Annotated in this window: 4 protein-coding genes and 1 pseudogene; 3 read left to right on the plus strand and 2 right to left on the minus strand. The window is 74.1% G+C overall.

What is annotated here, in order from left to right:
* Positions 1–1,377: 1,377 nt before the first annotated feature.
* Positions 1,378–3,765: a phosphoketolase family protein gene (locus ABD323_RS22265; RefSeq protein ID WP_344443634.1), complete on the plus strand. Its 2,388-nt coding sequence runs from the start codon at positions 1,378–1,380 to the stop codon at positions 3,763–3,765.
* 77 nt (positions 3,766–3,842) lie between these two features.
* Positions 3,843–4,643, plus strand: a complete 801-nt coding sequence (locus ABD323_RS22270) for an HAD-IIA family hydrolase (RefSeq protein WP_344443635.1) — start codon at positions 3,843–3,845, stop codon at positions 4,641–4,643.
* A 57-nt stretch (positions 4,644–4,700) separates the two neighbouring features.
* Here the strand turns inward: ABD323_RS22270 and ABD323_RS22275 are convergent, their stop codons facing one another.
* Positions 4,701–5,048, minus strand: coding sequence for an iron chaperone (locus ABD323_RS22275; protein WP_344443636.1), 348 nt, complete (start codon positions 5,046–5,048; stop codon positions 4,701–4,703).
* 121 nt (positions 5,049–5,169) lie between these two features.
* Positions 5,170–5,787, minus strand: coding sequence for a TetR/AcrR family transcriptional regulator (locus ABD323_RS22280; RefSeq protein ID WP_344443637.1), 618 nt, complete (start codon positions 5,785–5,787; stop codon positions 5,170–5,172).
* A gap of 350 nt (positions 5,788–6,137) precedes the next feature.
* Between ABD323_RS22280 and ABD323_RS22285 the strand changes: the two are divergent.
* Positions 6,138–6,433: pseudogene (locus ABD323_RS22285) on the plus strand (hypothetical protein); the annotation flags it as partial.

Consider the following 6,433-nt stretch of genomic DNA (forward strand, 5'->3'; position numbering starts at 1 on the left):
CCTCGCCAACGCCCTCCTCGCCCTGCTGACCACCGGCTCGCTGCTCGCCCTCGGGCAGCCCCTCGCCGGCTCGCTCGCCTTCGGCTGCTCCCTCGCCGCCTGCGGTCTGGTCTTCGCCGGCCTGGCGGCCCTCACCTCCCAACTGGCCGAGACCGCACGGGCGGCCAACGGTCTGGCGGGCGCCGCCCTCGCGCTGGCGTACGTGCTGCGCGCGGCCGCCGACGCGTCCAGCGCCCGCGGGCCCGGCGCGCTCGGCTGGCTCTCCCCCATCGGGTGGAGCGAGCAGGTCGAGCCGTACGGCGCCGACCGCTGGTGGGTGCTGCTGCTGCCGGTGGCCGTCGCGGGGCTGCTCACCGGTGCGGCCCACGCCCTGGCCGGCCGGCGCGACCTGGGCGCGGGGCTGCTCCCGCAGCGCCCCGGCCCAGCGACCGGGGCACCCTGGCTGCGCACACCGCTCGCCCTGGCCTGGCGGTTGCAACGCGGCCCGCTGCTCGGCTGGTGCGCGGCCTTCGCCCTCGCCGGGGGCGTCTTCGGCGGCATCGCCAAGGGCGTCGTGGACCTGGTCGCCGGCAACCGCCAGGTGGCCGACCTGCTGCGCCGGATGGGCGGTCAGCAGGCCGTCGCGGACGCGTACCTGTCCAGCATCCTGGGCCTGCTCGGGATGCTCACCGCCGTCTACGCCGTGCAGTGCGTGCTGCGGCTGCGCGCCGAGGAGACCGAGGGCCGGGCCGAACCCGTGCTGGCCGGACCGGTCTCCCGCCTCGGGTGGGCCACCGGCCACCTGCTCTTCCCCCTGCTGGGCAGCGCGGCCCTGCTGACGAGCGGCGCCCTGGCGGCCGGCGTGGCGGAACGCGCCACGCTCGGCGCCCGGGCGAGCTCCCTCGGCGCGCTGCTCGGTGGCGCCCTGGTCCAACTGCCCGCCGTCTGGCTGACGGCCGCCACCGTCGTCCTGCTCCTCGGGGTGACACCCCGCTGGACCGCCGCGGGCTGGGGCGTCCTGACCGCCTTCGTCCTGATCGGCTGGCTCGGACCCGTCCTGCACGCCGACCGGCGGGTGCTGGACCTCTCCCCCTTCACCCACACCCCGCACCTGCCGGGCGGCGCCTTCACCGCCCAGCCCCTGCTCTGGCTGACCGCCACGGCCGCGGCCCTGACGACGGCGGGACTGGTCGCACTGCGCCACCGCGACCTGGGCTGACCCGGACTGCTCACCGGGCACCGCGCACCCGGGACCTTCGGCCCACCGGCGGAGGCGGCCACCGGCTCCGACCGGCCCTGTCGGGGGGCCGCGCCGCAGCGGACGGTATAGGACGGAGCGGGGCTGCCGCGCAGCCGACCGCACCGAGCCGACCGCTGGAACCGAGGAGACCCGTTCCCATGCGCGAGACCGATCCTTCGAGCACCTCCACCCCGCTGCCCGACGAGGAGCTGCGGGCGCTGGACGCCCACTGGCGGGCCGCCAACTACCTCGCGGTCGGCCAGATCTACCTGCTCGACAACGCGCTGCTGCGCGAGCCCCTGCTGCCCGAGCACGTCAAGCCCCGCCTGCTCGGCCACTGGGGCACCTCCCCCGGCCTGAACCTCGTCCACACGCACGTCAACCGGGTGGTGCGGCACCGCGACCTGGACGCGATCTGCGTCTGGGGCCCGGGCCACGGCGGGCCGGCCGTCCTCGCCAACTCCTGGCTGGAGGGCAGCTACACCGACGCCTATCCGGACGTCACCCGCGACGCCGAGGGGATGACCCGGCTCTTCCGGCAGTTCTCCTTCCCCGGCGGGGTGCCCAGCCACGTCGCCCCCGAGACACCCGGCTCGATCCACGAGGGCGGGGAGCTGGGCTACTCGCTCGCCCACGCCTACGGCGCCGCGCTGGACAACCCCGCGCTGCTGGTGGCCTGCGTGGTCGGCGACGGCGAGGCCGAGACCGGACCGCTGGCCACCGCCTGGCACGGCAACAAGTTCCTCGACCCGGTGCACGACGGCGCCGTCCTGCCGATCCTGCACCTCAACGGGTACAAGATCGCCAACCCGACCGTCCTCTCCCGGCTCCCCGAGGAGGAACTCGACGCCCTGCTGCGCGGCTACGGGCACGACCCGATCCACGTCACCGGCCACGATCCGCTCACGGTCCACCAGCTGATGGCCCACGCGATGGACACCGCCGTCGACCGGATCACCGCGTTCCAGCGGGCCGCCCGCACCGAGGGCGACACCCGCCGCCCGCGCTGGCCGGTGATCGTGCTGCGCACCCCCAAGGGCTGGACCGGCCCGGCCGTCGTGGACGGCAAGCCGGTCGAGGGCACCTGGCGGGCCCACCAGGTGCCGCTCGACCAGGTGCGCGACAACCCCGAGCACCTGGCCCAGCTCGCCGACTGGCTGCGCTCCTACCGCCCCGAGGAACTCTTCGACGACCGCGGCCGGCCGACCCCGCAGGTGCTGGCCTGCGTGCCGCGGGGGCAGCGCCGGATGGGCTCCAACCCGCACGCCAACGGCGGCCTGCTGCTGCACTCGCTGCCCGTCCCGCCGCTGGAGCACTACGCCGTTCCGGTCGAGAAGCCCGGCACCACCCTGCACGAGCCCACCCGGGTGCTCGGCGACCTGCTGGCCCAGGTCATGGCGGACACCGCCGAGCGCCGCGACTTCCGCATCGTCGGCCCGGACGAGACCGCCTCCAACCGCCTGCAGGCCGTCTACGCCGCCACCGGCAAGGCCTGGCAGGCCGAGGTACTGGAGAGCGACGAACACCTCGCCCGCGACGGCCGCGTGATGGAGATCCTCTCCGAACACACCTGCCAGGGCTGGCTGGAGGGCTACCTGCTGACCGGGCGGCACGGTCTCTTCTCCTGCTACGAGGCGTTCGTCCACATCGTCGACTCGATGGTCGGCCAGCACATCAAGTGGCTGCGCACCGCCCGGCGGATCCCCTGGCGCGCCCCGATCGCCTCCCTCAACTACCTGCTCACCTCGCACGTCTGGCGCCAGGACCACAACGGCTTCTCCCACCAGGACCCCGGCTTCGTGGACCACGTGCTCAACAAGAGCCCCGAAGTCGTCCGGGTCTACTTCCCGCCGGACGCCAACACCCTGCTCGCCGTCGCCGACCACGTGCTGCGCAGCAGGGACTACGTCAACGTCGTGGTGGCCGGCAAGCAACCCTGCTTCGACTGGCTCACCCTGGAGCAGGCCCGGGCGCACTGCTCGCGGGGCGCCGGCATCTGGCCCTGGGCCGGCACCGACGACGGCGGCCGCGAGCCGGACGTGGTGCTCGCCTGCGCCGGCGACGTCCCCACCCAGGAGGTGCTGGCCGCCGGCGACCTGCTGCGCGAGCACCTGCCGGAGCTGGCCGTCCGGGTGGTCAACGTGGTCGACATCGCCCGCCTGCTGCCCGCCGGGGAACACCCGCACGGGATGCCCGACAGCGAGTTCGACGCGCTCTTCACCCGCGACAAGCCCGTGATCTTCGCCTACCACGGCTACCCCTGGCTGATCCACCGGCTCGCCTACCGCCGCGCCGTCCACCCGTCCCTGCACGTGCGCGGGTACAAGGAGTCCGGCACCACCACCACGCCCTTCGACATGGTCGTGCGCAACGACCTGGACCGCTACCGCCTGGTGATGGACGTCATCGACCGGGTCCCCGGCCTGTCGGTGCGCGCCGCCGCCGTCCGCCAGCGGATGGCCGACACCCGGATCCGCCACGAGGCCTGGATCCGCGAGCACGGCACCGACCTGCCCGAGGTCACCGACTGGACCTGGCACGGCTGAGGCCCCGGTGCGGGACGCACCGCCGCCAGCCGCGGTCCGTAGAGTGGAGACAGGTCAAGAACGGGGAGGCGATCCCCATGGCGGTGCTCGACGGGGCCCTGATCGACATCGACGGGGTGCTCACCCTGTCGTGGCGGCCGATCCCGGGAGCGGTCCGGGCACTCACCCGACTGCGCGAGGCCGACCTGCCCTTCGTGCTGCTCACCAACACGACCTCGCGCACCAGGTCCGCGATCGCCGCCACCCTCGGTGACCTGGGCTTCCCGGTGACGCTCCAGGACATCCTCACCGCACCCGCCGCGACCGCGGGCTACCTGGCGGAGCACCACCCCGGCGCCCGCTGCCTGCTGCTGAACAGCGGCGACGTCCGCCAGGACCTGGCAGGCGTCACCCTCGTCGACGGCTCCGAGGACGGTGCGGCGCAGGCGGACCTGGTGCTCCTCGGCGGCGCCGGGCCCGCGTTCCACTACGCGTCGCTCAACCGCGCCTTCGGCCTGCTGCAGCACGGCGCGCCCCTGGTGGCCATGCACCGCAACCTGTACTGGCGCACCGACCGAGGGCTGCAACTCGACGTCGGCGCCTTCCTGCCCGGCCTGGAACGGGCCGCGAACGTCCGTGCCGAGGTGATCGGCAAGCCGGCCCGCCCGTTCTTCACCGCGGCCCTGGAACTGCTGGGAACCGAGGCGGAGCGCACGGTGATGGTCGGCGACGACATCGCGTCCGACGTGCTCGCCGCCCAGCGGCTCGGGATCACCGGTGCTCTCGTCAGGACCGGGAAGTACCAGGAGCACGCACTGCACGACGCCGACGCCGCACCGGACCACGTCCTCGACTCCGTCGCCGACCTGCCGGACCTGATCCTCACCCGCCCACCGTGATCGACCTGGGCACCCTCCCTCACCGCGCCCGGGCGGGGCGGGTGCCCGATGGTCCGCTCAGGCCTCCAGTGCGGCGCGGATGAGGTCGCGCAGCTCGTCGTCGGTGACAGCCGCCGCGTCCTGGGACCGCAGCCGGATGGTCGCCTTCCCGCTGACGAGCGCGGGGTGCCGGGAGGTGAAGCCGCCGTCGCGGTCCTTCCCCCAGCCGTAGATCGAGACGCCGTGCTGCCAGGCGCCGACGTGCAGCCTGCGCTTGCCCACCCGGTAGGTCGGCATCCCGTAGGACAGCACGGGGCTCGCCTGCGGGAACGCCTCGAGGATCAGGCCGCTCACCCGGTCGAAGAGCGGGCGGTGCTCGGGCGCGATCGCCTCGATGTACTCCTGGCACTCCTGCACGGTGTCCATGCGAGCCATTGTGGTTCGGCCCGCCCCCGAGCGCCATCGTGCCGACGGGCCGTCCTGCGGGTCAGCAGAGCAGTCCGGGGCCGCCCAGGTCGCGCCCGCGCAGCTCGTCCGCGGCGCCGCGTCAGTCGCCCTGCTGGGGGCGCAGGTTGTCCAGCATGTCCTCGAAGCCGCGGATCAGGAGGGTGAGGCCGGTTTCGAAGGCCAGGTCATCGAGGCGGAGCGGGCCGGTGGATCCGGGGTCCGGGCTGGGCGCCAGATCCTGGCTCTGCACCTGGCGCGGCAGGCCGAAGTCGAGGGCCGCGCCGGCGAGGAAGTACTCGAGGCACTGCACGACCGGGCCCAGGCGGTCCTCGGGCCAGCCCGCCTCGCGCAGCACGGCGAAGGCGTCGGTGTAGCTCCGGAGTGCGGCGATGGACTGCGTGGGGCGCATCACCAGCAGCGGAACCATGTTCGGGTGGGCGGCGAAGGTGGCGCGATAGGCGCGCGCCCAACTGTCGAGGGCGGCGGTCCAGGGGCGGATGCTCGGATCGAGTGCCATCTCGGCGACGAGCAGTTCGCTGACCCCGTCGACGATCTCGGCCCGACTGGAGACGTAGTTGTAGAGGGAGGGCCCCTTCACTCCCAGGCGGGCCGCGAGCCGGGGGGTCGACAGGGCTTCGGCGCCCTCCTCGTCGACCAGGGCGAGAGCGGCGCGCATGATCCCGGCTCGGGTCAGCAGCGGCCGCGACGGTCTGCCCATCTCGCTCTCCTGTCGGCATCCGGTTCGTCCACCCCGGTTTTGGGCAGCGACCGCCCCCTAGTGTACGTTCTCGCCAGGCGAAACTACTGGCTCTAGTTTTAGCGGGCGCCAGGTGGATCCCGCCCGGCGGCACCCAGGGTGCCGGCGGGCACGGCCTCGGAGGACGACGTGTCTCCGCGGCCCCGGTCGACGGCGGACTTCGACCACCACCCGCGCGCCCCTCGACGTGCCAGCAGCCACCGAGGCCTTCCCGAGGTGGAACCTTGCCGACCCCACATCTGGCATGAGCGTGACATTCCAGCGCTCCGCCGACTGCCCCTGTCCGCCTTTCGCCGAAGGTGACCCTCCGCATGTCCATGCGCTCCCTCGCGCTGCCCGCCCTCGCCGCCTCCGTCGTGCTCTCGCTCAGCGCCTGCGATCCGACCGCGCCGGCCACCCGGTCCGCCGACCCTTCCACCGCGGCCGCCCCGGCCGCACCCACCACGACCGACGGCAGTCCGTCCTCCTCGCCGGGCCCCTCGGAAGGCCGGCGGGTGACCCTGGTGACCCCGGCCTCCGACCAGACGCCGGCCGGTCCGAACAGCGCCGGCCCCACCGACACCCCCTCCCCCGCCCTCCCCGGCGCCACCACCGTCACCCCCGCTCC

The organism is Kitasatospora nipponensis (genome assembly GCF_039528135.1).
Classification (GTDB): Bacteria; Actinomycetota; Actinomycetes; order Streptomycetales; family Streptomycetaceae; genus Kitasatospora; species Kitasatospora nipponensis.

Coding starts and splice junctions, on each gene's coding strand:
- ABD323_RS22270 (WP_344443635.1), top strand. CDS start 3,843: ATGGCGGTGCTCGACGGGGCCCTGATCGACATCGACGGGGTGCTCACC.
- ABD323_RS22275 (WP_344443636.1), bottom strand. CDS start 5,048: ATGGACACCGTGCAGGAGTGCCAGGAGTACATCGAGGCGATCGCGCCC.
- ABD323_RS22280 (WP_344443637.1), bottom strand. CDS start 5,787: ATGGGCAGACCGTCGCGGCCGCTGCTGACCCGAGCCGGGATCATGCGC.
- ABD323_RS22265 (WP_344443634.1), top strand. CDS start 1,378: ATGCGCGAGACCGATCCTTCGAGCACCTCCACCCCGCTGCCCGACGAG.